Origin of the sequence: Microbacterium sp. YJN-G (assembly GCF_015040615.1) — a bacterium.
In the GTDB taxonomy this organism is placed as follows: Bacteria; Actinomycetota; Actinomycetes; order Actinomycetales; family Microbacteriaceae; genus Microbacterium.
On record NZ_CP060402.1, the window covers coordinates 3,450,962 to 3,475,548 of the forward strand.

Here is a 24,587-nt window from a genome sequence, read left to right on the forward strand (position 1 = left end):
CGAATCAGGAGGGGTTTCGACGCTCAGGAGGGGTTTCGGCGGAAGTGGTGGGGTAGGGCGCGGCGGGGGACGCGGCAGGGGTGGGGGCAGCGGGGAGGGCGCCGGCGACCTGCTTCTCGAGCACCTGCACCGCCTCGTCCGAGAGCAGGATCAGCCCGTCGAGCTCATCGCGCACCCGCTTGTACGCCAGCTGCCGCTCGGCCTGGGTGGCCGACTCGTCGAGCGCGACCTTCAGCATGTGCTGGGCGCGGTCGAGGCGCTTGCGCTCGTCCTCGCTGAACGACGAGTCGCGCAGCCGCCTGGCGTCGCGCTCGGCGATCTCGAAGGCGACGGCGTAGGCGCCGACGGCATCCAGGTACTCCGACACCTGCTTCTCGGTGACCTTCGCGTCCGCCGATGCCGGGCGCAGCGCGTCGGCCGTCTTCTTGGCGCGCAGGAACGCGGCGGTGAGCGGCTGGCGGCCGTCGCTCATCGCGGGGAACGCGATGAGCTTGCCGACGTCGAGTTCGTAGTCCAGCCAGCGTGCGGTGATCTCGTCATGGTCCTGGAACAGCCGGGTGAGCAGCTCGTTCGAAGGGACGGGTGCGGGGGTGTCCTGCGGAGCCGGATGCTGACCGCCGCGCCCACTCCTTCCTCGCCCGCCGCCGTTGAGCGCGCGAGCCTCGATCTCGGCGGTCTTCAGCTGCGTCTTCAGGCGCAGGGTCTCGAGCCGCCGCTCGTGGCGCCGCTTCGCGGCGCGCTCCCACGACTTCGCGACACCGCCGGCGACGCCCATCAGCGGGAACACCAGCCACCAATAGTCACCGGCGAACCCCCACAGTCCGCTGAAGAATGCATCCATGATGCCCTCAGCCTAATGATCGGATGCTGATTCCGGCGGTGCGAATTCTGCTGCCGGCGGCGCCAGCGCGCGATCACTGCAGCAGGGCGAATCCCGACTCGTAACGCGTCCGGCCGAGCGCCGCCATGATGATCTGCAGGAAGCCCATCGCCTCGAGCTCGCGCGCGCGAGTGAGCGGACCGGCGTCGACCGCCCGCATCCCCGCCGCCTCGATCAGCTGTGCGACCGCGATCTTCGCGTGCGCGTAGTCGCCCGCGAACAGGACCGTCGTGGTGGTCGTGCCGTTCGTGCCGGTGACGAGCGTCTCGCCGAGGTTGACGTTGAACGCCTTCACGACCGCCGTCCCCTCGGGAAGCAGCTTGGCGAGCTCGGCGGCGGTCGACGAGTCGGCGGGCGAGCGCAGCTGGTCGTAGGTGGTGAAGTCGATCGGGTTGCTGATGTCGATGACGACCTTGTCGCGCAGCTGGTCGCGGTAGTGCTCGAGGATGCCGGGGTACGCGCTGTAGGGCACGGCGAGCACGACGAGATCGCCGGTGAGTCCGTCGCCCATGACGCCGTACTCGAAGCCCGGCCGCGCGGCCGACATGCTCGTGGCGCTGCGCTTGATGATCTGGACGGAGGCGCACGCTCGGGTGGCGACCTCGGCGATCGCTGCGCCCATCCTGCCGCTGCCGATGATGCTGATGGACGTCATGCGACCTGAACCCTTCTGAATCGATTGAGCGCCTGCTCGGCGACCTTCTGAGCGTCGTAGTCGAACACGGCGCTGCGGCGGAAATCGCGGCCGACGCGGATGTCGGCGTCGCGCTTGCCGAGGTCCGCGAACTCGTACTGCGCGTCGAACATCGCCCCCGCCCGGCGCGAGCCGTTCTGCAGGATCGCGGTGCGCTGCATCCGCACCGCCGGGTACCGTCGGAACGCCTCGGGGATGTCGGCGAGGCTGTCGGCCGCCGCGAGGAAGGTGGCCAGGGCCATGCTGTCCTCGATGGCCTGGCTCACCCCCTGACCCTGGTGCGGCAGCATCGTGTGCGCGGCGTCGCCGAGCAGCGTGATCGGCCCGCGTGACCAGTCGGTGAGCGGCTCATGGTCGAACAGGCCCCACCAGAACGTCTTGTCGATCAGCCCGATGAACTCCTGCAGCCGGGGGTCCCAGTCGTCGCCGGCGAACTCGGCGGCGAGCTCAGCGACCTCCGCCGGGCCCGACCAGGCGCCCTGCAGCGGCCGGTCGCTCGGGATGCCGGCGACGAAGTTGATCAGTTTCCGCTGCTGCAGGGGGTAGCACATGAAGTGCCGCTTGTTCCCCATCCATACCTGGCTGATCATCGGCCAGTCGGCGGGCAGCCGCGAGGCGTCGACCACGCCGCGGTAGACGAGGTAACCGGAGTAGACGGGTTCGGGGAACTGCCCGACGGCCTTCCGGACCGCCGAATGGATGCCGTCGGCGCCGACCACCGCGTCGAACACGTCGTGTGCGCCGTTCTCGAACTCGACGCGCACGCCCGGCATCCCCTCTCGGTCGATGATCTCGACCGAGGTCAGGCGGTGCCCGAGGCGGATCGTCTGGGGATCGACCTGCTGTGCCAGGGCGTCGATGAGATCCGGCCGGTACATCCCGATGTTCTGGTACTGCTTGGCCGAGTCCTCCCAGGCGGCGTCGGTGACGATCTCGCCCCTGGCGTTCTGGTAGACGCCGTGTCCGTCGGGAACCGCACCCACGCGCTTGATCTGATCGAGCACACCGAGGCGGTCGAGCACGCGCGCGGCATTCGGTGCGACGGTCACGCCCGCGCCGACCTCACCGAGCTGGGAGGCCTGCTCGAAAACGGTCACCTGGACCCCGGCGATCTTCGTGAGAGCGATCGCGGCGGTCAGCCCGCCCATCCCTCCGCCGATGATCGCGACCCGGGTACTGCTGCTTACCATTTCTTCTCCTTGACTGACTGCGCGAGGGGCTCTGTGCTACCGCGTCACTGCGAGTTCACCTGTGTGCTCGCTCGGGACGAACATCGTGGATCCGCTCGCCTGCTCGGCTTCGTTGTCCGGACCGAGTGCGATGCCGGTGCGGTCGCGCAGGCACAGCGTCGCGCCGGCGCCGAGCAAGGTGGCGAGGAGGAGGTAGGCGGAGACGGCCGCGGTCGTGCCCGTGGCGCCCAGCAGCAGTTGGGCGATCATCGGCGAGAACGCGCCGCCTAGCACCGCCCCGACCGCGTAGGTGATCGAGACGCCCGAGAAGCGGATGGATGCCGGGAAGATCTCGGCGTACCAGGCGGCCAGCGGGCCGTAGGTGAGGCCGAGTCCGGTGGAGATCAGCAGCAGCGCGACGTAGAGCCCTGTCAGTCCGCCGGCGTCGACGAGCCAGAAGATCGGGAACACGACGATGGCCTGCAGTGCGAAGCCGATGAGGAAGGTGATCCGCCGGCCGATCACGTCGGCCAGGTAGCCGGCGAGCAGCGTCGAGAAGAACCAGATGACCGCCGCGAAGACGGCTGCGACGAGCACCGAGGTGGTGTCGAGGCTCTGCACGCTGATCGCGTAGCTGTTGAGGAAGCCTCCGGTGGTCATGTAGCCGAGGGTGCCGTTGCCGACGAACACGAGTGCGGCGAGCAGCACGAGGTGCCAGTGGCGGCGGAACAGCGAGACGATCGGGATGCTCGCCTGCTTTCCGCGCTCGGCGATCTCGGCGAACACGGGGCTCTCCTCGACCGAACGGCGGATCACGAAGCCGACGACGATCAGCACGATGCTCAGCAGGAACGGCACGCGCCAGCCCCACTCCCGGTACGCGTCACCGGGGGAGATGACACCGGTCATCAGCGCCGTCACGCCGGATGCGAGCAGGAATCCGAGCGGAACGCCGAGCTGGGGCCACGAGCCTGCGCGGCCGCGCCGGTTCGCCGGCGCATGCTCGACCGCCATCAGCACCGCACCGCCCCACTCGCCGCCGGCGGAAAGGCCCTGCAGGATGCGGAGCACGAGCAACATGATCGGCGCGGCGATGCCGATCTGGGCGTACGTGGGAAGGGTGCCGATGAGGGTCGTCGCCGCACCCATCAGCACGAGCGTGGCGACCAGCATGGCGCGACGCCCGATGACATCGCCGAAGTGCCCGGCGAGGAAGGCGCCGAGTGGTCGGAACAGGAACGAGATGCCGACCGTGGCGAACGAGAACAGCAGCCCGATCTCCTTGCCGGCGGGCTGGAAGAAGAGCTGGGCGAACACGAGCCCTGCGCTCGTGGCGTAGATGAAGAAGTCGTACCACTCGATGGTGGTGCCGATGATCGTCGCGAAGGCGATCCGGCGCTGTGAGGTGGGAGTGCCGGTCGTGGCGGAGCTCATGGTTGTCCCTAACGTCATTGTCGTGGCCCTCCGGGTTGAGGGTCGGGAATCGATGCATCCATGGTGCGCCGGAGTTCACTGCGTGTAAATCACAGTTCTTCGTGGATATAGTTCGGTTGAACCGAAGAAGCCGGATGCGCAGGGAGCAGTCATGGTCGACGTGAGCCTGAGGCAGCTGGAGCTCTTCGCCGCCCTGCCGAACTTCAGCACGCTCAGCGCGGCCGCCGCTCATCTGCACATCTCGGAGTCGGCGCTCTCGCAGGCGATCACCAGTCTCGAGACGGCCGTCGGCGAGCAGCTGTGCGTGCGTCGCAAGGCGCGGGGGCTCACCCTCACCGCGACGGGTCAGCAGTTCGCCAGGCAGGCTCGCCAGATCATCGCCGACACGCAGGAGCTCGTCGTGGGGGCGGGGCGGGGGCAGGAGCTGCGGGGTCCGGTGAAGCTCGGATGCTATTCGAGCTTCGCCACGAACGTGGTGCCCGAGCTTCTCGAGGGCTTCCCGAAGCGGCATCCGGGCGTGACCATCGAGATCATGGTGGGCACCAACGAAGAGCTGCTCTCCGCCCTCGAGGCGGGGCGGCTCGACGTCGCACTCGTCTACGACGTCTCACTGCCGGTCGGGTACCGCCGCCGCCGGATCTACGCGACCGCGCTGCAGGCGCACCTGCATCCCGACCATCCGCTCGCCGCGGCCGAGACCGTGGATCTCGCCGAACTCGCCGACGAGCCGTACATCCTGTACGACGCGACTCCCGGCATCCGCAACGTCACCGACGCCTTCACCGCGCGCGGCCTGGAGCCGCGGATCCAGGCCAAGGTCACCCAGATCATCCTCGTCGAGGCGCTGGTGGGACGGGGGCTCGGGTACGGCCTGCTCATGTCGCGGCCGAACGCGGTGCCGATGAGCATCGAGGGCCGGCCGATCGTCATCCGGCCGTTCGATCCGCCGGTCACGGTCTCGCACGTCGTGGGGATCTGGCCCGCTGACATGAAGCTCACGCCACGAGCATCCGCTCTTCTCGACTTCGCGGCCGAGAAGCTCGGCGGTTACGGGAGTGCGGAGGAGGATGTCGTGACGGGCTGATGGCCTGACGGCTGCCGGCGGCGGTCCTGACGGGCCGGTCAGCGGGCGACGAGCACCTGAGACCGCAGGTGGGCGAGCACGCGGTCGCGCGCGGGCTCGGGCTCGAGTCCGAGTTCTTCGGCGACGCCGAGCGCGATGAGCGCGTGGCCGGCGGCGTTCGGGTGGAACGGGTCGTTCAGCAGCCCCCACGGCACCTCGCCCCGTTGGTCGACGCCCATCTCGGCGAAGCGGTCGAAATGGTCGATCAGGATCGTGCCCTGAGCGTCGGCGACGTCGCGGATCGCCTGTGCGAAGTCCGCGATGCGGGCGCGCTCGGGAGCGTTGCGCACATCGATCGCCGGCTGCGTCTGCAGCACCGGGATCGCCCCGAGATCGCGGACCCGGCCCACGAACTCGGTGACGGATGCCGCGAACTGCGGCGGTTCGATCGTCTTGAACGCGCCTGCGGTGGAGCAGTCGTTCGTGCCGATCATGAGGGTGACGATGTGCGGACGCCAGGTGGCGACGCGGCGGTCGAAGTCCTTCAGCAGCTGGGCGATGCGCCATCCGCTGATCGCCGTGTTGATCAGAGCGTCCTGCGTGCGGGCGAGGTCACCGCGGATGAGCTCGTGCAGGTGCTCGGCGTAGGTGCGGGCGCCGTGGGTGTGGGTCAGGCCGTGGGTGATCGAGTCGCCCGTGAGCACCCAGTTCAGGGGCGTGTCGTCGTCGAGCAGAGAGCGCAGGCGGGTGAGGTCGGCCGTCATGCCTCCATCTTCGCGTACCCGGATGCTGAGCTTCGCGAGCGGGCCCCTGAGCTTGACTTGGGTTGCTCAGGACCCAGACACCTCAGGAGCTGGGTTGCTGAGCCTGTCGAAGCACCCGGCCCAGCGACGGCGCGTCGCTCACCAGTCGTGGACGGTGCCGTCGAGCAGGCGGTTGTACGGCAGGTAGGCCTGCTCGTACGGGTACTTGCCCGCCTCGTCGACGTTGAGCTCCACACCGAGGCCCGGCTTGTCGCTGGGGTGCAGGTAGCCGTCGGTCCAGGTGAAGGACTGTTCGAAGACCTGGTCGGTCCTGGCGCCGTGGCGCATGTACTCCTGGATGCCGAAGTTGTGGATCGATAGGCCCAGGTGCATCGCCGCGGCCATGCCGACAGGCGAGATGTCGGTCGGGCCGTGCATGCCCGACTTGATCTGGTACATTGCCGCGTAGTCGAGCGTCTTCTTCAGCGGGCTGATGCCGCCCATGTGCGTGACGGCACCGCGCACGTAGTCGATGAGCTGGTCGCGGATGATGTCCTTGAAGTCCCACACCGTGTTGAAGACCTCGCCGATGGCGAGCGGGGTGGTGGTGTGCTGGCGCACCAGGCGCAGCGCCTCCTGGTTCTCGGCCGGCGTGCAGTCCTCGAGCCAGAACAGGTCGTAGGGCTCGAGGTCCTTGCCCAGTCGAGCGGCCTGGATCGGCGTCATGCGGTGGTGACCGTCGTGCAGCAGCGGGATGTCGGGGCCGAACTCGTTGCGCACGGCCTCGAAGACGCCCGGCAGGTGGTTGAGGTACGCGCGGGTGTCCCAGTCCTCCTCGACCGGCTTCGCTCCGCGGCGGGCGGGCTCGTGGTCGTAGCGCACGGTCGCATCTCCCACGTCGGCGCCCTGCGCGGCGATGCCGTAGATGGCCTTGAGCGTGGGAACGCCGGTCTGCACGCGGATGGCCTTGTAGCCCTGCTCCTGGTGCGCGCGGATCGAGTCGAACAGCTCGGGCAGCTCCTTGCCCGAGGCGTGGCCGTAGGCCATCAGCCCGTTGCGCGACGCGCCGCCGAGCAGCTGGTAGACGGGCATGCCGGCGGCCTTGCCCTTGATGTCCCACAGCGCCATGTCGACAGCGGCGATGGCCGCCATCGTCACCGGTCCGCGGCGCCAGTACGCCCCGCGGTACAGGAACTGCCAGGTGTCCTCGATGCGCGACGCGTCGGCGCCGATCAGCAGAGGCACGACGTGCTCGGTGAGATAGGCCACGACCGCCAGCTCGCGCCCGTTGAGGGTCGCGTCGCCGAGACCGGTGTGCCCCTCGTTCGTGGTGATCTTGAGGGTGACGAAATTCCGGTCCGGGCTGGTGACGATGACCTCGGCCTTGTCGATCCGCATGTTGCCTCCGTGATTCTCTGCGCGAGATGACCGGCGAAGCATGTCCGGCAAACGTCATGGAACCACTGCCATACAAGTTCTGTCAAGATATCGTGACGAGTATGCCCGCAGCCGAGCCGACCGCGCGTCCTTCGGCGCGTTCGCTCGCGTATGCGCGCATCCGCGACGACATCATCCGCGGACGATCCGCGCCGGGCTCACTCCTGTCGGAGAACGAGCTCGCCGCGAACCTCGAGATCAGTCGGCAGCCGGTGCGCGAGGCGCTGATGCTGATCGCCCAGGAGGGACTGGTCGAGGTGCGCCCGCAGAGCGGCACCTACGTCACGGCGATCGATCCTGATCGTGTGCGCGAGGCGCAGTTCATCCGCGAGGCGATCGAGCTCGCATCGCTGGCTGCCTGCGGTGCGCCGACGCCGGGGGAAGAGCGGATGCTGCGCGACATCCTGCGGCGCCAGCGCCTGGCCGGCGACCGGGACTCGTTCTACCCGCTCGACGAGGAGTTCCATCGCGCGCTGCTGGGCCTCGCGGGGCATGCGAATGCGTGGGCCGCGGTCAGCGCGGCCAAAGGACACCTCGATCGCGCGCGGTACGTGGGCATGAGCGCCACGCGCAGTGTGCAGGACTACGTCGACGACCACGAGCGGGTCGTCGACGCGCTCGCAGCGGGCCGCACCGACGACGCCATCGCCGCGCTGCGCGAGCACCTGCGCTTCGTGTTCGCCGACCTCGAGGCAGTCAGGGCGCAGCAGCCCGAGCTGTTCGGCAGTGCGCCGCCGGCTCGCACGGGCCGGCCGTCGCGGCGCTGACAAGCGCCGCCTCGTCACGGCCGATGCCGCCCAGCCCGATGCCGCCCAGCCCGATGCCGCCCAGCCCGATGGCGCCCACGCCCACCCGCCCACCGCTCATCGCGCGCCCGCCGCTCACCGCGCGGTCGCCTTCTCGGCGCACGGCACGCACAGCTCCGCGAACGGCAGCGCCTCCAGGCGCCCGGCGGGGATCGGCTTCCCGCACCGCGCGCAGACGCCGTAGCTTCCGGCATCCCACCGCGCCAGCGCGTCGTCGAAGCGGCGCACCTCGTCGGCCGCGGCATCCGCCAGCGCCGACAGGCGCGACCACTCCGACGACAGCGTGACGCCCTCGGGGTCGTGCTCGTCGTCGTCGTTGCTGCCCTGCCGGTCGTGCACGAGCGCGGCCAGGGCGGATGCCGTGGACTCGGCGCGCGCCACGGCATCCGCTCTCCTGCTCTCGAGGGCGGTGCGGCTCACGATGGACTCTCCCATCGACTCACCATAGGCCCTGCGTCGCAGGGTGAGCCGGACTCGGCTCAGGCCGCGACGCCGGCGAGGTCGGGCTGGCGCACCGATCGCATCGCGACGCTCCACGACTCGAGTTGGTCGAACATGGTGGCCGCGGACTGCGTGTGGATCTCGGCGGGCTTGAAGTCGGTGAACTGCTCGAAGTCGGTGAACACCGAGAAGGCGAGCGACTGGCGCACGTGCGCGAGCTGCAGCTCGGATGCCACGGCGCGCAGTTGCTCCACGGCGCGCGCGCCGCCCAGTGAGCCGTAGCCCACGAACGCGGCAGCCTTGTTGTTCCACTCGGCATACAGGTAGTCGAGCGCGTTCTTCAGCACGCCCGAGATGGAGTGGTTGTACTCCGGGGTGACGAAGACGAACCCATCGTACGAGGCGACCTTCTCGGACCAGGCCTGGGTGTGCTCGCCGGCGTACTGGCCATAGGCGGCGGGCATGGGCTCGTCGAGGTGGGGGAGCGGGAAGTCGGCGAGGTCGACGAGCTCGTAGGTGGCACCGTCGCGGCCCTGGGCCTGCTCGAGAACCCACTCGGCGACGGCCTGGCCGTTCCGGCCGGGGCGGGTGCTGCCGATGATGACGGCGATGCGGATGTCGGACATGCGGGGTCTCTCCTTCTGGGGGTGATGCAGGTACAGAACCTGCGTTAGTTACAAGCGGTAACTGAGCTACGATGAGTAAATATTCCGAGCCGTCGGCAGGCATTTCAATGTCACCTGGGCACATGGATGTGACCATTGGCAGGTGAGGGCGGCAGCGTGAGGCCGGCTCGGAGAAGGGAGGATCGCGATGGCGACCGATGAGACGACGGCGACGATTCCCGAGTCGAACATGAGCGAGCTGTGCGCGCGCGACGTGGAGGACTCCGAGCTGTTCCGCTCGGTGCTGTCGCGCATCGGCGACAAGTGGAGCGTCATGCTCGTGGGCATGCTGCTCGAGGGTCCGCTGCGGTTCACCGAGCTGAAGCGCACGACCCCGGGGATCTCGGGACGGATGCTGACCCACACCCTGCGCCAGCTCGAGCGCGACGGGCTCGTGGAGCGCGAGGTCTTCGCCGAGATCCCGCCGCGCGTCGTCTATCGCTCCACGCCGCTCGGCAAGAGCCTGGCGATCCCCGTCATGGCCATCGCCGAGTGGGCGTCGGCGCACCAGGACGAGATCGTCGCCAACCGCGACCGCTACGACGCGGCCGCCGACAGCTGATCCCCCTTGTCTCGCGCGAGCCAGTGCGTGACGATGGGGGACGACGACCCCGACACCCCCGACGACCCGACACGAGGAGACCGCGATGCAGCTTGCCATGATCGGACTGGGACGGATGGGCGCGAACATCGTGCGCCGCCTGATGCGCGACGGGCACGAATGCGTCGCCTACGACGTGAATGCGGATGCCGTTGCGGCGCTCGCCGAAGAGGGCGCCGTCGGCGCCGACAGTGTGGCCGACCTGGCTTCGAAGCTGCAGACCCCGCGGGTGGTGTGGCTGATGGTGCCGGCCTCGCTCACCGGCCAGGTGGTCGACGAGGTCTCGGCGGTGCTCGAGCCCGGCGATATCATCATCGACGGCGGCAACTCGAACTACCGCGACGACGTGCGTCGCGCGGCGGCGTTGCGCGAGAGGGGCATCGAGTACGTCGACGCCGGCACCAGCGGCGGCGTGTTCGGTCTCGAGCGCGGCTACTGCCTGATGGTGGGCGGGACGGATGCTGCGGTGCAGCACATCGAGCCGATCCTGAAGACGATCGCCCCGGGCGCGGGCGAGATCGAGCGCACGCCCGGCCGCACCGGCGAGCTGGCGCCCGAGGAGCAGGGCTACCTGCACACCGGGCCCGCCGGCTCGGGGCACTTCGTGAAGATGGTGCACAACGGCATCGAGTACGGCATCATGGCGGCCCTCGCCGAGGGCCTCAACCTGCTGGAGAACGCGGATGCCGGGGTGCGCGAGGCCGAGCACTCGGCCGAGATCGCGCCGCTGGAGGAGCCGGAGTTCTACCAGTTCCCGATCGACACGGCCAAGGTCACCGAGCTGTGGCGCCGCGGGTCGGTCATCTCGTCGTGGCTGCTGGACCTGACTGCGACCGCGCTGAACGAGAACCCGACGCTCGACGGCCTCGCCGGACGGGTGTCCGACTCGGGTGAAGGCCGCTGGACGGTCAAGGCCGCCGTCGACGTCGGCGTGCCGGTGCCGGTGCTCGCGGCGTCGCTGTTCGAGCGGTTCGCCTCGCGCGATGAGGACCAGTTCGCCAACCAGGTGCTCTCGGCGATGCGCCTGCAGTTCGGCGGCCACAAGGAGCTGCCGGCCGGCGATGTGCTCGAGGCGGGCAGCCGCAAGTCCGAGTCGCACTGAGACTCTGTCGGGGAGCGCGCCGGTTGCCGGCGCGATAGCGTGGCAGGGTGATCCCGCTCGCCCTCGTGCTGTTCCTGAACGCCGCCTTCAACGTGGTGGTGTGGCCGACGTTCTACCGCCGGGTCGCCGCCGATCCGCGCGCCCGCGACGAGAACCGCCGGGCGACGGCGTTCCTCAGGGTGCACGCGGTGCTCTTCGCGATCGCCCTCGTGCTCGCGCTCGTCTCGCTGCTGCTCGGCATCGCCGCGCTCGCCGGGAGGCTGTAGGCGAGCGCACGCGGACGTGGCTTGCTCCCGCGTCAGCGGGTGCGCAGATACGGCTCGACCACGTCGCGCAGTAGGCGGACGACCTCGTCTGCGGGTGTGCCGCGCGACAGCATTCCGGTGGCGGCGTGCAGCTGGGCGTTCAGCAGCATCGCCACCGGGGTCGCCTCGGTCACACCGAGCCGCTCAAGCTCGTGCACGAGCGGTTCGAGCAGACGCGCGTGCAGCGCGCGGACGTGCTCGTCGAAGAGTTCGCGCACTCCTGGCTCCGCAGCCAGCGCGTCTCCGGCGGCGTGGTCTCCTGCAGCGACCATGCGGATGTTCGCCTCGAGATAGATCAGGATGCGGTCGGCCGGCGCACTGTGGGCATCCATCTCGGCCGTGACCTTCTCGAGCCAGCGCGGGGTCATGTCCTCGGTGAGTGCGATCAGCAGATCGTTCCGCGACGGGAAGTACTGGTAGATGCTCGGACGCGCCAGCCCCGCCCGCGCCGCCACCTGACCCATCGCGGGCAGCGCCCCGCCCTCCTTCATCAGGTCGTGCGCGGCGTCGAGGATCGCGCGGATCTGCTCGGCGCGGTGCTCGGCCACGGTGGGCGCGCTGATCTTGGGCATGGTGGTCTTCTTCTCGGGGATGTGCGCTCGCGGGGGCGGGAGATCATCACCATAGCAATCGGATGCCGCTCGCAGGAGCCCTTTGCCAACTCGGTGTCGGGAAAGTAGTCTGGGGGCATGGACTTCCTGCACAGCGCTCTCGTCTTCCTGCACATCCTCGGCGCCGCGGCGCTCGTCGGCGGCTGGCTCGCCACCTTCCGCAACCCCACGGTCGGCGTCTTCCAGATGGCCGGCGCCTGGGTGCAGTTGATCACCGGACTGCTGCTCGTCGGCCTCGCCGAGATGGCCCGCGAGGAGGGTGACCCGGCGGTCAACCATGTCAAGATCGCGATCAAGCTCGTCATCCTCATCGGCGTGCTCGTCGCCGCGATCATCGGTCGCCGCAAGGTGAAGAAGGGCGAGGATGTCAGCACCGGCCTCGCGCACGCCGTCGGCGGTCTCGCGCTGATCAACATCGGCATCGCCGTGTTCTGGTAAGCCGAACATCTCTTCCGACGCCCCGTCCCGCCTCCCGCGGGGCGGGGCGTCGTCGTCTCGTCCTGGGCCCCTGAGCCTGTCCGCCCGCCTGGGTCCCTGAGCCTGTCGAAGGGCCGCCCCGCCCGCAAGGTGTCCGGCCCATTGGGTCCCTGAGCCTGTCGAAGGGCCGTCCGCTTTGGGCCAGGGTGCTTCGACAGGCTCAGCAACCCAGTTCTCAGGCATCGCATCCCACTGTTGGGTCCCTGAGCCTGTCGAAGGGCCCCAAACAGCCATCCCGCACGATCCCCGCCCTCCCAGCGCCCACTCAGCCAATCTCGTGCAAAAATACCCCCGGGGGTATAATTCAACCGTACCCCACACGACCCGAAGGAGATCCGAGATGTGCCGAGCCATCACCTGCCGCCGATGCGGCAAGACCACCTGGGCCGGATGCGGCCAGCACGTGAGCGCCGTGATGGCCGGGGTTCCGGCATCCGACCGCTGCCGCGGCCACGAGGACGAGCCGGCCGAGCCCGGGTTCTTCGCGAAGCTGTTCGGACGGGGCTGACATGCGCGTCGTCGTCATCGGCGGAGTCGCGGGCGGGATGTCGGCGGCCACGCGGCTGCGCCGACTCGACGAGCACGCCGAGATCGTCGTGTTCGAGCGCGGCGACTACGTCAGCTTCGCCAACTGCGGGCTGCCGTACCACGTCGGCGGCGTGATCGAAGAGCGCGACGCCCTGCTGCTGCAGACCCCCGAATCCCTGCGATCCCGGTTCGAACTCGACGTCCGCACACGCCACGAGGTGATCGGCATCGACGCCGCCGCGCAGACCGTGCGAGTGCGCGACCTGCGCGACGGATCCGAGACGACGCACGCCTACGACCGCCTGATCATCGCCGCCGGGGCTCAGGCGAGCGAGGTCTTCGACCAGCACATCGACGGCCCGACCGTGGCGACCCTGCGCACGATCGACGACCTCGACCGCGTCAACGCCGCCCTCGCAGACGGACCCGCACGCGTGGTCGTCGCCGGCGGCGGGTTCATCGGCCTCGAGGCCGCAGAGAACCTCGTCCTCGCCGGGCACGACGTCACGCTCGTGCAGCGTGGACGGCATCCGCTCAGCCCGCTCGACACCGAGATGGCCGCGGCCGTCATCGACGAGCTGCACACCCACAGCGTGCAGGTGCGCACCGGCACGACGGTGCGGATGCTGGATGCCGATGGCACCCACCTCGACGACGGCACCGTCATCGGCTGCCGCCTCGTGGTCGACGCGCGCGGTGTGCGTCCGGCATCCGCTCTCGCCCGCGAAGCCGGGCTGCGGATCGGACCCACCGGCGGGATCGCCGTCGACGGACACCAGCGCACCAGCGACCCGCGCATCTTCGCCGTCGGAGACGGCGTGGAGAAGATCGACGCCGTCTCGGACCGCGAGACGCTCGTCACCATGGCCGGCCTCGCGAACCGGCACGGCCGCACGGCTGCCGACGCGATCGCCTGGGAGGCCGGGCTGCTGGATGCCGAACCGGATGCCGCCGCCGACGCCCTCGGCACCGCGATCGTCAGCGTCTTCGGACTCGCCGTGGCGACGGTCGGCTGGAGCGAGCGCGACCTGGTGGCCGCAGGCCGTGCGCACCGGGTGATCCACGCGCACCCCACCGACCACGCGGGCTACTACCCGGGCGCCGAGCGGCTGACCATGAAGCTCATGGTCGATGCCGAGACCGACGCGATCCTCGGTGCTCAGGTGAGCGGACGCGCCGGCGTCGACAAGCGCATCGACGTGATCGCGACCGCCATGCACGCCGGGCTCACCGCGTCGCACCTGAGCCGGCTCGAGCTCGCCTACGCGCCTCCGTTCGGGTCGGCGAAGGATCCGGTGAACATGCTCGGCTACATCGCCGACAACCGCGCGGCCGGTACGGGCGACAGCATCCAGTGGCACGAGCTCGACGGCGCGCTCGCGGACGGGGCGACCCTGATCGACGTGCGCTCGCCGGCCGAGCATGCGAGCGGGGCGATCCCGGGCAGTGTCAACGTGCCGCTCGACGATCTGCGCCGGCGCATCGGCGAGCTGCCCGACGGTGATCTCGTGGTGCACTGCCAGGTGGGTCAGCGCGGGCACACGGCGGCGCGCATCCTCGCCCAGCGGGGTCGCGCGGCGCGTAATCTCGACGGGGGGTACCTCACCTGGAAGGCGGGCGCCCGGATGACGATGGAGGAGACATCATGAGCGCGTCGGATGCCGAGATCCGCAAGGTGGTGAACCGTCTCAAGCGCGCCCGCGGGCAGCTGAGCGCGGTCATCGATGCGATGGAGTCGGATGCCGACTGCCGCGACGTGGTCATCCAGCTCGCCGCCGTCGGCAAGGCGATCGACCGCGCCGGCTTCGCGGTGGTCAGCACCGCCCTGCGCAAGTGCGTGAACGGTGAGACGGATGCCGACGGCGAGCAGTCGATCACCGTCCCCGAGCTCGAGAAGCTCTTCCTCACCCTCGCCTGAGCCGCCTGTCGCGGCCGCTCCGCCCCGCCCCCCGCCGCCCCCAGCGTCTATATGGCGCGAAGTCTCGGTATTCCGCGCGGGTATCGGGACTTCCTGCCAAATAGACGGAGGTGGGGACTCAGCCGAACAACAGGGTCGCGGCGGTCGCGCCGCCGCCGCCCACGATGAGCGCGACGATCGTCACCCACGCGACCAGGCGAATGCGGCGGTTGCGCCGCTCGCCGAGATCTCCGTAGTCCTCGTCGGTGTCCACGGCACCCGTCACGCGACCGGCTCGGAGACGGTCGGGCCGAACACGGCCGGCAGCGTCGCCTGCGAGGTCTCGCGCAGCTCGGCGGCGGTGACGGTGAACACGTCCTGCACCTCGAGCGCCGGCTCCGAATCGGTGACGCCGATGCGCAGCACCGGGTAGCCACGTCCCTCGCACAGACCGCGGAACTTCACGTCATCCTCGCGCGGAACGGTCACGATGACGCGTCCGGTCGACTCCGAGAACAGGGCGGATGCCGCATCCACGCCGTCGCGCTCCATGAGCTCGGTCAGCCACACACGGGCGCCGACGCCGAAGCGCATGACGCCCTCGGCGAGGGCCTGCGCCAGGCCACCCTCGGACAGGTCGTGCGCCGACGAGATCAGCCACTCGTCACGCGCCGCGCTGATCAGCCCGGCGAGGCGCTTCTCCCCGGCCAGGTCGACGGCCGGCGGACGTCCGCCCAGATGGTTGTGGATGACATCCGCCCAGGCCGAACCCGACAGCTCGGTCGAGGTGGTGCCGAGCAGGTAGATGTTCTGCCCCTCGTCCTGCCATCCCGACGGGATGCGGCGCGAGACGTCGTCGATGATGCCCATCACGCCCACCAGCGGCGTCGGGTGGATCGGCACGTCGCCGGTCTGGTTGTAGAACGACACGTTTCCGCCTGTGACCGGGGTGCCCAGCTCATAGCATCCGTCTGCCAGACCGTCGACGGTCTGCCCGAACTGCCACATGACCTCGGGGTTCTCGGGCGAGCCGAAGTTCAGGCAGTCGGTGATCGCGGTGGGCACGGCGCCGGTGACGGCGACGTTGCGGTACGCCTCGGCGAGGGCCAGCTGCGCGCCCGCGTACGGGTCGAGCTGGCAGTAGCGGCCGTTGGCGTCGGTGGCGATCGAGAAGCCCAGGCCCGACTCCTCGTCGACGCGCATCATGCCGGCGTCGTCGGGGAAGGCGAGGGCGGTGTTGCCGCCGACGTAGTAGTCGTACTGGTTGGTGATCCAGCTCGTGTCGGCCAGGTTCGGCGAGCCGAGCAGCTTCAGGAACTGCGTGCGCAGCTCAGCCGGCTCGTTCGTGCGGGGCAGCAGCTCCGCAGCATCCGCCTGCAGTGCGTCGATCCACGTCGGGTAGGCGACCGGACGGTCGTAGACCGGGCCGTCGACGGCGACCGTCGACGGGTCGACGTCGACGATGCGCTCGCCCTGCCAGTCGATGACGAGGCGGCCGTCTCCGGTGACCTCGCCGAGCACGCTGGTCTCGACCTCCCACTTGTTCACGACTTCCATGAACGCATCGAGCTTCTCGGGGGCGACGATGGCCATCATGCGCTCCTGCGACTCCGACATAAGGATCTCCTCAGCGGTCAGGGTGGGGTCGCGCAGCAGCACGTTGTCGAGCGAGACGTGCATGCCGCTGTTGCCGTTGGCGGCCAGCTCGCTGGTCGCACACGAGATGCCTGCGGCACCGAGGTCCTGGATGGCCTCGACGAGCTCGTCGCGGTACAGCTCGAGGCAGCACTCGATGAGCACCTTCTCGGCGAACGGGTCGCCGACCTGCACCGCGGGGCGCTTGGTGGGTCCGCCGTCGTCGAACGAATCGGATGCCAGGATGCTGGCGCCGCCGATGCCGTCGCCGCCCGTGCGGGCGCCGAACAGCACGACCTTGTTGCCGACGCCGGTGGCGTTGGCGAGCTTGAGGTCCTCGTGGCGCAGGACGCCGACCGCGAGCGCGTTGACGAGCGGGTTGGCCTGGTAGACCGAGTCGAACACCGTCTCGCCGCCGATGTTCGGAAGGCCCAGGCAGTTGCCGTAGAAGCTGATGCCGGCGGTCACGCCGTGCACGACGCGCGGGGTGTCGGGGTGGTCGATCGCGCCGAAGCGCAGGGCGTCCATGACCGCGACGGGGCGCGCGCCCATCGAGATGATGTCGCGGACGATGCCGCCGACGCCGGTCGCGGCGCCCTGGAACGGCTCGATGAACGACGGGTGGTTGTGGCTCTCGGCCTTGAAGGTGACGGCCCAGCCCTCGCCGACGTCGACGACGCCGGCGTTCTGGCCCATGCCGACCATGAGGCGCTCACGCATCTCGTCGCTGACCTTCTGGCCGAAGCGGCGCAGGTACTGCTTGCTGCTCTTGTACGAGCAGTGCTCGCTCCACATCACCGAGTACATGGCCAGCTCGCCCGAGGTGGGGCGGCGGCCGAGGATCTCCTTGATGCGGGCGTACTCGTCGTCCTTGAGACCGAGCGCGCCGTACGGCTGCTCCTTCTCAGGGGTCGCGACGGCGTTCTCGACCGAATCGGGAATGTGGGTGTGGGATGCGGCGGTCACGCGGGCTCCTGAAGAGAGGGGAGGCGGGGCGTGTCCAGTCTACCGGCGGGCGTGCGGTGCGCGCCCCGCGTGGCAGGGCGGCGGATGCTCACGGCTTCGTGTCGTCGTGGTGCACCACGCGGCTGAGCTCGATCACCCCGCCGGGCAGCTCCCAGTAGTGCAGGCGGCGGGCGCCGGGGGTGTTCTGCTCGATCGACGAGCGCCAGCACTTCGAGCCGTCGGCGCGCACGACGTACGAGTCGTCGCCGCCCTCGCCGGTGCGCAGCCGGTGCAGCTCGCGCGCGGGGATCTCGCGATCGCGCCCGGTGACGGCGTCGACGCAGGCGCGCACCGCCTTGCTGAGCTGGTTCTCGTCGAGCGCGGCGAGCGAGTCGATGAACGCCGCGCCGAAGGTGAACTCGCGCAGCGGCCAGCGGGTGCGCTCGCCGGGGGCGGTGCGGTTGCCCCAGGTTCGTTCGATCTCGAAGCGGATGCCGTCTTCGGTGGGGTCGACGTGCGCGCGCTCCGCGGCGCGCCGGGCATCCCGCAGGGCGCGGCCCGCCTCGCGGCGGTCGTGCGTCGCTTCGGACAGATTCGCCTCGACCTTCGCGCGCTCGGCGCGCTCATCGGCGAGTTTGGCGCGCAGCTGCTCGTTCTCGGCGCGCAGGCGCTTGAGCTCGGCGCTGTCGGATGCTGTCGCCCCGCCGCGGCCGACGAGGTTCGTCACGGCGAGCAGGTCGCCCCGCAGCGCGGCGACCTCGTGCGCGAGCGCGGCGATATCGGCGCGGGTGGCGAGATCGGCCGTGGTCGGCGTTGCGGCGGGGGCGGATGCTTCGGGCGCCGGTGGCTGCTCGGCGGCATCCGTCGTTCGCGTTTCGGTCGGACGCGTTTCGGTCGGGCGCCCCTCGCCGAGCCAGGGCGCGCCGCCGGTGACGAGCGCGAGCGAGGGCACCAGCGGGGCCGACGGGTCGGCATCCGCGAGGCTGAGCGCGATCTCGTGACCGGGCTCGCGCCGCACCCGCACGCGGATGACGTCGCCGACCTGCAGCACGTCGCTGACCGGGCCCTCGGAGAGGTCGACGTCGCGGCGGCGCAGGATCACCGAGACGCGCGGATGCAGCTGCACGGTCGCGCGCAGGTCGGTGACCTTCACGACCAGGGCGAGGGTGTGCGCGCCGTCGACGAAGGCGGCGAGGTCGGCCTCGAGTGGTTCGGGCTGCAACTCGCGCCCCTCGAGGATGCCACTCACCCGCTCGCCGGGGATGAGCGCCGCGGCGAGCGGGATGTCCGCCGGCAGAAGTGCGGAGGTGGCGGTGACGACCGTGCCGTCGTCGAGGCGCACCATCGCGCAGGTGTCGTGGGCGAAGAAGCCCTGAACGGTGCCGGTGACGCGACGGATGCGGGGCGCCGGCGCCGACTGCACAGTGCGCCGGCCGGTCTGCGCCATGGCGTCGTCGACGAGGTCGCCGGTGTCGGCGTGGTTCGGAAACCGCAGGTGCGAGCGGTGCCAGTCGGGGTCCGCGCCGAAGTCGACCGGGTACGAGCGGGCGGCGCCGTTGAACACCTGCGCCTTGGGCGGCAGCAGCTGTTCGAGGTGCTTGGTGGCGGGCCCGGTCGTGATCGTGACGACCTCGGCGATGCCGTCGAGCTCATCGCGCAGAGCGTCGATGTCGAACAGGAACTCGCCGTCGGTCGTGCTCGACACGAGCAGCAGCGGACGCTCACGCGGCATCAGGATGCGGGCCGCAAGCGCCTCGGCCTGCGGCGGGGTCGAGACGTCGGCGTTCATGTGCGGGAGTCTATGCGGCGGGTCTGACGATGCCGTGATGCCTCACTCGCGATCTGGTTTCTCGCCGGGCGCGACCACCGCGAGTCCACGCGCTGCGGCGGCGGCAGCGAGTTCATGGTCGTAGGTGAGGATGCCGTTGATCGCCGTGCCCAGACGTAGCGCCGTGGCGAGGTGCAGTGCGTCGAGGGTGCGCAGGCCACTGTGCAGATTGATGGCGGCGGTGGTGATGTCGTCGCCGAGCGAGACGAGCGCCACACGCGCGATGATCTCCTGCGCAGCATCCACGCCCACGAAGCGGCGGTCGGCGACCGCATGCAGCTCGACCGCCAGGAGAGTCGACGACACGAACGCGGTCCCGTCGGCGAAGAGGTGTCGCACGGCGTCGCTTCCCGGCTCGTCGAGCAGGGCCTTCGCGGCCGCGGAGGTGTCGAGGTAGATCACAGTCGGTCGGCGCGCAGGTCGTCGAGGATCTCGGCGCTGGTCTTCGTCGCCGTGCTCGGCGGAATGGTCAGTGCCCCCTGACGGGTCGGCAGGGCGACGCGGCCGCTGGCGATGAGCTGCTGCCAATCGTCGCGTGCGGGCGGCGTCAGCTGCGCGATCGGCTGTCCGCGGTCGGTGACCGTGAGGGATTCGCCCGCGGCGACACGCGCCAGCACCTTCGCGGTCTGCTGGTTGAGTTCGGTCTTCGTCACGGTCCCCACCTGTTCAGCGTACGCCGCATCTAGTAGAAGTAGTAGATCATTCACGGATCCGCTCGCCTGTCGTGACCGCGCTGCCGGTGTTCGCCTGGCTTCCCGAGACGGGCCCCGAAAGGTACGCGCTCGCCGGCGGCGAATCCGCGGATGAAACCGCTGCGTGCGCGGCGCTTCTCACTCTCCGAGTCCCAGCGGTATGCATCGCGCACGCTCAGCCACCAGGCCCGCATGGCGACCATCGCCTGGAGCTGCAGGCTCGCTGTCAGCATCCGCGCCTGTCGCACGTCGGGCGCGAACCCGACCAGATAGAGCAGCGAGCCACCGCCTGGCTGTTCGGCCACCAGAGGTCTGACTGTCTCGAGCGCGAGCGCCACGCTCGCGCCGGTCCCGCGGAGATTGCGCGCGTAGGTGCCGGTGAACAGCATCCGCTCCTGCACGATCGGCTCGCGACTCTGCCCGAGCCTTCCGTGGCGCTCGTCGACGTGAGCCTGCTCGATGCCGTACTTCACCATCAGGCGCTCGGCGTGCTCGGTGAGCGCCTCCGCCTCTTCCGGCGTCGTCTTCTCGGCCTTCGCGAGCAGCTTCGCGATCAGGTCGAGCTTCGAATCGTTCATGGCGGCCCCCTCGTGTCGGGTGCTGTCGATTCTTCGCGCGCCCACGGACATAGGCGACGCTTCGGCCCGGGCGCCGTGGACAACTCCTGGGCCGAGTGCGCCTGTGCAGAGCGAACCAAGGCGCCCTACTGCGCGGAATGTGACTTCTTCGCCCGCGGCGCATGCGAATCGTCTTGCAAAACGGTACGATTCGTATCAGTTGAATTCCCGGAAGGACGCCATGACAGTGCAGATCAACGCCCGAGACGCCGTCCTCGTGTCCTACCGCCGTACACCCTTCGGCCGTGCGCGGAAAGGCGCCCTGGTCGATGAGCGTCCGGAAGACCTCGCACTGACCGCCGTGCGCGCGGCGCTGGGTGACGTGCCGCAGATCGATCCGAACACTCTCGACGACTTCTATCTCGGCACCGCCGTGCCCGAGGGTGCGCAGGGAGACAATGTCGCTCGCCGCGTCGCGGTGTACGCCGGGTACGACGGCCTGCCCGGTGCCACGATCAACCGCTTCTGCGCATCATCGCTGCAGGCCGTCGCCGCAGCATCCCGTGCCATCCGCTGCGGCGACGGCGATGCGTTCCTCGTGGCCGGCATGGAATCCACGTCGAGCACGCCACCAGTCTCCACTCACCTGCATCCCAGCGCGGCCGCGGCCTCGGCACGGTCCGGACGCGTCTTCGCAAGCGGGGAGGAGTGGGCCGATCCGCGCCTGGCCGGCGAGAAGCCCGACGTCTACATCCCGATGGGCGCCACGGCGGAATTCGTCGCGCAGATCACCGGCACGACGCGCGAGCATCAGGACGCCTGGGCGTTGCGCTCGCAGCAGCGCACCGCCGCTGCCGCCGCACGCGGCTGGTTCGAGGGCGAGGTCGCACCCCACATGCGAACCGACGGCGTGATCGTCGCCGCCGACGAGGCGCCGAGACCCGGCACCACGGCCGAGGTGCTGGCCGGGCTCACGCCTGCATTCCGCGAGGGCGGCACAGTCACGGCCGGCAATGCCAGCCCGCTGAACGACGGGGCATCGGCGGCAGTCCTGATGAGCGCCGCGCGCGCACGCGAACTCGGGCTCACTCCCCGTGCTCGGATCCTCGGCGCGACGGCCAGCGCGCTCTCACCCGAGATCATGGGACTCGGGCCGGTCGAGGCGACCACGAAACTCCTTCACCGGCTCGGTCTCGCGGTGGCCGACATCGACCTCGTCGAGCTGAACGAGGCGTTCGCGGCGCAGGTCGTGCCCACGGTCCGCCGGCTCGGGCTCGATGAGGAGCGGGTGAACGTGAACGGCGGTGCGATCGCCGTCGGGCATCCCTTCGGCGCCACGGGGGTGCGCCTCGCGGGGACGCTCGTGCGCGCCCTCGAGGAGCGGGACGGGCGGCTGGGTCTCGCGACGTTGTGCGTCGGTGGCGGTCAGGGCATGGCGCTCGTCGTCGAGAGGCTCGGCTGATGGGCGTCGTCGACCCCTTCATCGTCGGTGTGCTCGAGAACGAGCCGTCCTGGCGGTGGTTCGGGTTCACCATCGACGAGGCCACCGAGGGCCGCGCGACGGTCTCACTCATCGTCGATTCCGGGCACGTGAACGCGAACGAGATGACGCACGGTGCGATCGTGTTCGCGGTGGCCGACCAGGCATTCGCGATGGCCGCGAACACCCTCATCCCGCACGCCGCCACCGGTGACGCGCAGATCCACTACCTCGCGCCGAGCAGGCTCGGACAGCGCCTCGAGGCGAACGCCGTGACGTCGTGGGCGGATGCTCGTCGAGCCGTCGTCGACGTGACCGTTCGGGCTGACGGCGAGGCCGTCGCCACTTACCGCGGCATGGCCCGAGCCACCCGACGCGCCTGAGCACAGGGACCGCAGGTACGCCAGAGGCGCCGATCCGCGGTGCGGCTCGGCGCCTCTGATTCTGCGACGGGTCAGGCGCGGGTGCGGCCCGTGACGAACTCGCTGTCGGGAAGGTCGGTGACCGGCAGTCCCGATGCCTCGAGGGCTGCGCGAGCCTGCTTCATCAGGCGGTCGGGGATGCGCGGGGCGGGAGCGCGAAGGGCGCCGCCGTTGAACCCCGCGAGCCATTCCTGGTACTTCCAGCCGGTGCGGTTGATCACCGTCGTGCCGACTGCCGAGCCGGTGAGGATCGCCGTGTTCGCGGCGCGGGCGGGGGCGACCTGCCACCAGAGCTTCATCGCCTCCTCCCACTGGCCCTGCTGCGCCAGCCCGAACGCCTTCGGGAAGTAGTCGCTCATCCAGTTCGTGTTCGACGTGCCCGAGAACTGGAAGTCGATGACTGACATCAGCGGAATGGTCTCACTCTCGATCGGGCACGAGATCACGACCTCGTCGGCGAAGTGGTGTTGCATCTCCATGATGCCTCCGATGGTGGGGTAGCCCTGCTCCGCCTTGACGGCGACGATGTTCGGGATCGTGTCGAGAACGTGGCGCACGAACGGCACCGGCATGCCCGCCGGATCGATCCGTTCGAAGCCCCAGGCGGGAAGTCCGAACAGCATGGCTGCGAGATCGGTCGAGTCGGCCAGAGCCTTGGTGTAGTCGTAGACCTCCTGGTGCGAGGTCGGCCAGAAGGCCGTCGGGTACGAGATCAGAACGCTGTCGACCCCCTCCTTCTCGGCGAGCTTGAGGGCGGTGATGTTCTCTTCGAGGGTGTTGAAGGCCGCGTGGAAGAAGAGCTGGAAGTCGGGGCCTGCGGCTTCGCGCGCCACGGCGGTGACTCGAGCGTTCTCCTCCGCTGTGATCGCCAGTTCGGTGACGAGCAGCGTTCCGGCGAACCCGAGCTCCTTGAGCTTCAGGATGTCGTGCCTGATCGCGTTCTCGTTGATCCTCGAGAAGTCGGCGCTGTATGACGGCATCGTCACCGCGATGGCGCCCTTCCACTTCTGTCGTGCCCAGGTGCGGGCCTGGTCCTTCGTGTAGTCGACCATGCTGTTCCTCATTTCCGTGTGGTGACGATTCCGACGGGCAGCTCTGTTCCGACCCCGCGTGCTCGTGCGAGGTCGACGAGCGTCTCGGCGACGACGATGTCCTGCAGGCCGGAGCCCGTCGATTTGTAGATGCGGATGCCGCGCTCGACGTCGACCTCGCGATCGCCGCGCACGACGTCGTTGAGGGATGCCGTGATCGATTCGACGTCGATCCCGGCGGCGACGGCGGCGCGCATGTCGCCGCTGCCGTGCACGACCTCGTCGACGCCGTCGGCGACGACGAGCGTCGCGCGCGCGATGAGGTCGGCCGGCAGCTCGCGCTGTGCCGGTGTCGTCGATCCGATCGAGACGACGGTGGTGTCCGGTCCGATCCAATCGGCCTGCACGGTCGGCGACTCGTCTCGGGAACGAGCGGCGCACAGCACGAGATCGACGTCGCGGGCGGCCTGCTCGGCGGAATCGACCGCAGTCACCGGCACGCCGAGCTCCGCCGAGAACCGCTCGGCGAAAGCCTCACGGTTCCCGCGGGTGGGGCTGAACACGCGCACGTTCGCAAACCGGGTCACCAGCGCCAGGGCAGCGGTGTGCGACTGCGCTTCGAAGCCCGATCCGATGACGCCGACGGTGAGTGGCCGATCCGGTACGAGCGCAGCCGCGCCGACCGCGGTGGTCGCGGCGGTCCTCAATCCGGTCACCCGATTGCCGTCGACGAGGGCGACGAGGTCGGCGGTATCGCGGTCGAACAGCGAGATGAGGTAGCTGACGCTCAGCCCGTCGGCGAAGGAGCCGTTGATCGACTTCGCGCCGAAGAGCCGCCCGCTCGCTGGGACCGACGGCATGACGCGCATCCACTCACGGCCACTGTCGGCGAAGATCCGACCGGGATTGCGTGCATTGTCGACGGGTGTCGAATAGGCGGCGCGGATCGCATCGATCGCCGAGCGCAGATCGGCGAGCTTCTCCACGTCGGCGTCGGTGAGGAAGAGTGGCAGCCTTCCGGGGGAATCGACGCTCACGGGCGGCTCCTTCGGGTCATCATGTGCGAGTCAACTTTGTGCACGATACGTACCGTATCTGTTTCGGGTATACTCCTGCAAGAGCCACCTTGAGGAAGAGAGCGGTC

28 protein-coding genes are annotated in these 24,587 nt (G+C 69.6%); 11 read left to right on the forward strand and 17 right to left on the reverse strand.

Annotation, left to right across the window (positions count from 1 at the left end; translation table 11 throughout):
• Positions 1-4: 4 nt before the first annotated feature.
• From H7694_RS16625 to H7694_RS16640, 4 genes are all read right to left on the reverse strand, one after another.
• Positions 5-841: a hypothetical protein gene (locus H7694_RS16625; protein ID WP_193597536.1), complete on the reverse strand. Its 837-nt coding sequence runs from the start codon at positions 839-841 to the stop codon at positions 5-7.
• Between the two features lie 73 nt (positions 842-914).
• Entirely contained in the window at positions 915-1,535 is a 621-nt protein-coding gene (locus H7694_RS16630) for an NADPH-dependent F420 reductase (RefSeq protein WP_193597537.1), read from the reverse strand.
• Positions 1,532-2,764, reverse strand: a complete 1,233-nt coding sequence (locus H7694_RS16635; RefSeq protein ID WP_193597538.1) for an FAD-dependent monooxygenase — start codon at positions 2,762-2,764, stop codon at positions 1,532-1,534. The genes H7694_RS16630 and H7694_RS16635 overlap by 4 nt, the downstream gene beginning before the upstream one ends.
• Before the next feature lie 36 nt (positions 2,765-2,800).
• On the reverse strand, positions 2,801-4,177 hold the full coding sequence (locus tag H7694_RS16640; RefSeq protein ID WP_193597539.1) for an MFS transporter: 1,377 nt from the start codon (positions 4,175-4,177) through the stop codon (positions 2,801-2,803).
• Positions 4,178-4,328: 151 nt separating this feature from the next.
• Here H7694_RS16640 and H7694_RS16645 point away from each other — a divergent pair, with 151 nt between their 5' ends.
• On the forward strand, positions 4,329-5,261 hold the full coding sequence (locus H7694_RS16645) for a LysR family transcriptional regulator (RefSeq protein ID WP_193597540.1): 933 nt from the start codon (positions 4,329-4,331) through the stop codon (positions 5,259-5,261).
• A gap of 38 nt (positions 5,262-5,299) precedes the next feature.
• Here the strand turns inward: H7694_RS16645 and H7694_RS16650 are convergent, their stop codons facing one another.
• Both H7694_RS16650 and manD read right to left on the reverse strand, forming a co-directional pair.
• Positions 5,300-6,004 (reverse strand): SGNH/GDSL hydrolase family protein, encoded by a 705-nt coding sequence (locus H7694_RS16650; protein ID WP_193597541.1) that lies wholly within the window; start codon positions 6,002-6,004, stop codon positions 5,300-5,302.
• Positions 6,005-6,142: 138 nt separating this feature from the next.
• Entirely contained in the window at positions 6,143-7,381 is a 1,239-nt protein-coding gene (gene manD, locus H7694_RS16655; RefSeq protein ID WP_193597542.1) for a D-mannonate dehydratase ManD, read from the reverse strand.
• Positions 7,382-7,482: 101 nt separating this feature from the next.
• Here manD and H7694_RS16660 point away from each other — a divergent pair, with 101 nt between their 5' ends.
• Complete coding sequence (locus tag H7694_RS16660; RefSeq protein WP_193597543.1) at positions 7,483-8,187, forward strand: GntR family transcriptional regulator; 705 nt, start codon at positions 7,483-7,485, stop codon at positions 8,185-8,187.
• Positions 8,188-8,301: 114 nt separating this feature from the next.
• Here H7694_RS16660 and H7694_RS16665 read toward each other — a convergent pair whose 3' ends face one another.
• Entirely contained in the window at positions 8,302-8,661 is a 360-nt protein-coding gene (locus tag H7694_RS16665) for a TraR/DksA family transcriptional regulator (RefSeq protein WP_193597544.1), read from the reverse strand.
• Between the two features lie 44 nt (positions 8,662-8,705).
• A complete protein-coding gene (locus tag H7694_RS16670; RefSeq protein ID WP_193597545.1) occupies positions 8,706-9,293 on the reverse strand; it encodes an NADPH-dependent FMN reductase in 588 nt (195 codons plus the stop codon).
• Positions 9,294-9,480: 187 nt separating this feature from the next.
• Between H7694_RS16670 and H7694_RS16675 the strand changes: the two genes are divergently transcribed.
• The 3 genes from H7694_RS16675 (at position 9,481) to H7694_RS16685 (ending at position 11,301) form a co-directional block, all read left to right on the forward strand.
• Positions 9,481-9,894 carry a helix-turn-helix domain-containing protein gene (locus H7694_RS16675; protein WP_319805259.1) on the forward strand — a complete coding sequence of 138 codons (414 nt, stop codon included), beginning with the start codon at positions 9,481-9,483 and terminating at the stop codon, positions 9,892-9,894.
• An 85-nt stretch (positions 9,895-9,979) separates the two neighbouring features.
• Positions 9,980-11,035: a phosphogluconate dehydrogenase (NAD(+)-dependent, decarboxylating) gene (gene gnd, locus H7694_RS16680; protein ID WP_193597546.1), complete on the forward strand. Its 1,056-nt coding sequence runs from the start codon at positions 9,980-9,982 to the stop codon at positions 11,033-11,035.
• Positions 11,036-11,082: 47 nt separating this feature from the next.
• Positions 11,083-11,301 (forward strand): SCO4848 family membrane protein, encoded by a 219-nt coding sequence (locus H7694_RS16685; RefSeq protein ID WP_193597547.1) that lies wholly within the window; start codon positions 11,083-11,085, stop codon positions 11,299-11,301.
• A gap of 32 nt (positions 11,302-11,333) precedes the next feature.
• Here H7694_RS16685 and H7694_RS16690 read toward each other — a convergent pair whose 3' ends face one another.
• Complete coding sequence (locus H7694_RS16690; protein ID WP_193597548.1) at positions 11,334-11,912, reverse strand: TetR/AcrR family transcriptional regulator; 579 nt, start codon at positions 11,910-11,912, stop codon at positions 11,334-11,336.
• Positions 11,913-12,029: 117 nt separating this feature from the next.
• On the opposite strand from H7694_RS16690, the gene H7694_RS16695 reads away from it, so the two are divergent.
• The 4 genes from H7694_RS16695 (at position 12,030) to H7694_RS16710 (ending at position 14,874) form a co-directional block, all read left to right on the forward strand.
• The gene (locus H7694_RS16695) at positions 12,030-12,389 is read left to right on the forward strand and encodes a hypothetical protein (RefSeq protein WP_193597549.1); all 360 of its coding nucleotides are present in this window, start codon (positions 12,030-12,032) and stop codon (positions 12,387-12,389) included.
• Positions 12,390-12,768: 379 nt separating this feature from the next.
• Positions 12,769-12,936 carry a hypothetical protein gene (locus H7694_RS16700; RefSeq protein WP_193597550.1) on the forward strand — a complete coding sequence of 56 codons (168 nt, stop codon included), beginning with the start codon at positions 12,769-12,771 and terminating at the stop codon, positions 12,934-12,936.
• 1 nt (position 12,937) lies between these two features.
• The gene (locus tag H7694_RS16705; protein WP_193597551.1) at positions 12,938-14,605 is read left to right on the forward strand and encodes an FAD-dependent oxidoreductase; all 1,668 of its coding nucleotides are present in this window, start codon (positions 12,938-12,940) and stop codon (positions 14,603-14,605) included.
• Positions 14,602-14,874: a metal-sensitive transcriptional regulator gene (locus H7694_RS16710; protein ID WP_193597552.1), complete on the forward strand. Its 273-nt coding sequence runs from the start codon at positions 14,602-14,604 to the stop codon at positions 14,872-14,874. The genes H7694_RS16705 and H7694_RS16710 overlap by 4 nt, the downstream gene beginning before the upstream one ends.
• Before the next feature lie 118 nt (positions 14,875-14,992).
• On the opposite strand, the gene H7694_RS17815 is transcribed toward H7694_RS16710, so the two are convergent.
• The 6 genes from H7694_RS17815 to H7694_RS16740 form a co-directional block, all read right to left on the reverse strand.
• Positions 14,993-15,127, reverse strand: a complete 135-nt coding sequence (locus H7694_RS17815) for a hypothetical protein (protein ID WP_264674906.1) — start codon at positions 15,125-15,127, stop codon at positions 14,993-14,995.
• A gap of 8 nt (positions 15,128-15,135) precedes the next feature.
• A complete protein-coding gene (gene purL, locus H7694_RS16720; RefSeq protein ID WP_193597553.1) occupies positions 15,136-17,454 on the reverse strand; it encodes a phosphoribosylformylglycinamidine synthase subunit PurL in 2,319 nt (772 codons plus the stop codon).
• 88 nt (positions 17,455-17,542) lie between these two features.
• Entirely contained in the window at positions 17,543-19,222 is a 1,680-nt protein-coding gene (locus tag H7694_RS16725; protein ID WP_193597554.1) for a hypothetical protein, read from the reverse strand.
• 42 nt (positions 19,223-19,264) lie between these two features.
• Positions 19,265-19,663 carry a type II toxin-antitoxin system VapC family toxin gene (locus H7694_RS16730; RefSeq protein ID WP_193597555.1) on the reverse strand — a complete coding sequence of 133 codons (399 nt, stop codon included), beginning with the start codon at positions 19,661-19,663 and terminating at the stop codon, positions 19,265-19,267.
• A complete protein-coding gene (locus H7694_RS16735) occupies positions 19,660-19,914 on the reverse strand; it encodes a type II toxin-antitoxin system Phd/YefM family antitoxin (RefSeq protein WP_227468195.1) in 255 nt (84 codons plus the stop codon). Before H7694_RS16735 ends, H7694_RS16730 begins: the two co-directional genes overlap by 4 nt.
• Before the next feature lie 50 nt (positions 19,915-19,964).
• Positions 19,965-20,531, reverse strand: a complete 567-nt coding sequence (locus H7694_RS16740; protein ID WP_193597557.1) for a DUF2786 domain-containing protein — start codon at positions 20,529-20,531, stop codon at positions 19,965-19,967.
• Positions 20,532-20,751: 220 nt separating this feature from the next.
• Here H7694_RS16740 and H7694_RS16745 point away from each other — a divergent pair, with 220 nt between their 5' ends.
• Both H7694_RS16745 and H7694_RS16750 read left to right on the forward strand, forming a co-directional pair.
• Complete coding sequence (locus H7694_RS16745; RefSeq protein WP_193597558.1) at positions 20,752-21,972, forward strand: acetyl-CoA C-acyltransferase; 1,221 nt, start codon at positions 20,752-20,754, stop codon at positions 21,970-21,972.
• Positions 21,972-22,373: a PaaI family thioesterase gene (locus tag H7694_RS16750; RefSeq protein ID WP_193597559.1), complete on the forward strand. Its 402-nt coding sequence runs from the start codon at positions 21,972-21,974 to the stop codon at positions 22,371-22,373. The genes H7694_RS16745 and H7694_RS16750 overlap by 1 nt, the downstream gene beginning before the upstream one ends.
• Before the next feature lie 71 nt (positions 22,374-22,444).
• On the opposite strand, the gene H7694_RS16755 is transcribed toward H7694_RS16750, so the two are convergent.
• The gene (locus H7694_RS16755) at positions 22,445-23,464 is read right to left on the reverse strand and encodes a dihydrodipicolinate synthase family protein (protein ID WP_193597560.1); all 1,020 of its coding nucleotides are present in this window, start codon (positions 23,462-23,464) and stop codon (positions 22,445-22,447) included.
• 8 nt (positions 23,465-23,472) lie between these two features.
• Positions 23,473-24,480, reverse strand: coding sequence for an ornithine cyclodeaminase family protein (locus H7694_RS16760; protein ID WP_193597561.1), 1,008 nt, complete (start codon positions 24,478-24,480; stop codon positions 23,473-23,475).
• Positions 24,481-24,587: the final 107 nt, after the last annotated feature.